The sequence below is a fragment of the Caulobacter sp. P1_B12_2 genome, assembly GCF_056406675.1.
This window is the reverse complement of the sequence record NZ_JBFTZS010000743.1, coordinates 1-1,234: the sequence shown is the minus strand read 5'-3', so window position 1 is coordinate 1,234 and position 1,234 is coordinate 1. Positions and strand designations below refer to the sequence as shown.

Annotated in this window: 1 protein-coding gene; it reads right to left on the bottom strand. The window is 76.6% G+C overall.

Annotated elements, in window-relative coordinates; genetic code table 11:
* A partial coding sequence (locus AC1DZ6_RS25430) for a phage tail protein (RefSeq protein ID WP_477099862.1) occupies positions 1 to 1,234 on the bottom strand: 1,234 nt, incomplete at both ends.

Here is a 1,234-nt window from a genome sequence, read left to right as displayed (position 1 = left end):
GATCGGGCCTGTCCCCTCCAGCCGCACCGTCAGGCGCGTGGCGCGGTCAAAGCGGTGCAGCGGTCCGGCCGGCAGGGCCGACAGGGTGACGCCGACCGTCGCGGGCGCGCCGGCGGTCGCCCGGACGCTCAGGGCCTCGGCCCCGACCCCGGCATGGATGTCGAAGGCCCGCCACGGCGCGGCGGCGACCGCGACCAGCGGCCGCTCGTCCGCCTGGCCCCCAAGATTTTGCAAGAGGGGCAGGTCCAGGATGTGCAGCACCGGCGGCCCCGAGACCTCGCGCGGCGGGGCGGGCGACCAGTCGAGGTCGCCGCTCACCCGCACCGGATCGACCACCGGCGCCAGCTGGGCGCGGGGATGCTCGTCCAGATCGATCCGCGTCACCCGCCAGGTCGCGCCGTCCAACCCCAGACGATCGCCGGGCTCCAGACGCAGGGCGGCCAGGGGCGATAGATGCACCGTCGCCTCACGCGGATCGGCGGCGCCCAGCAGGCGCTCGGCCACGGCCTGGGCGTCGGCGGCGGCCAGGACCAGCGGCGCGTCGAGATCGGCGCCGCCCTCCCCCAGCTCGCGGCGGACGGTCACCGCGCCGGTCTGGTAGTCGCGGGCGGCGTCGATGAAGCGCAGGCGCAGGGTCTGGACCGGCGCGGCCAAGGTCCGGGCGGCGACGACGGGCGCGTCGCGATCCTCCGGCCAGGCCAGATCGTCGTCGCCCAGGGTCAGGGCCGCCACCCCGGAACGCCCCGCCAGCACGACGCCGTCCTGGCGCTCGACAGGGTCCAGGGCGAAGGCCTCCAGCAACGGCGCCAGGGCGTCGCGCAAGCGCATGGGGCGATCGATCACGTAGCCCACCACCGAACCCCCGGCCTCGCCCGGATCGATCGCCGCGCCGGCCCGCTGGGCCAGGGCGGCGATCAGCTCGGGCAGCGGCGCGATCCCGGCGCGGCCGTTCAGCCAGTGGCCCAGGGTCCAGTTGGGTCCGTCGGCCCAGACGCCGCTCCGGGCCGGGAAGTCGGGAAAGGGCCGGGCGTCCCAGCACCAGGCCGAGGCGCCGTCGATCATCGGCCCGCCATAGACCGGCGARACGGGATTGGCCGCGGGGTCGGCCACGTGGGCCAGCACCGCCTCCAGCGCCCGCCGCTGCCCGACCTCGTCGCGGGTCCCGTCCGAGAACGGCGGCAGGGCGCTCTCGGCGCTCTTGGCGTCGACGAACAGGTTGGGGGCGTTGGCGCCC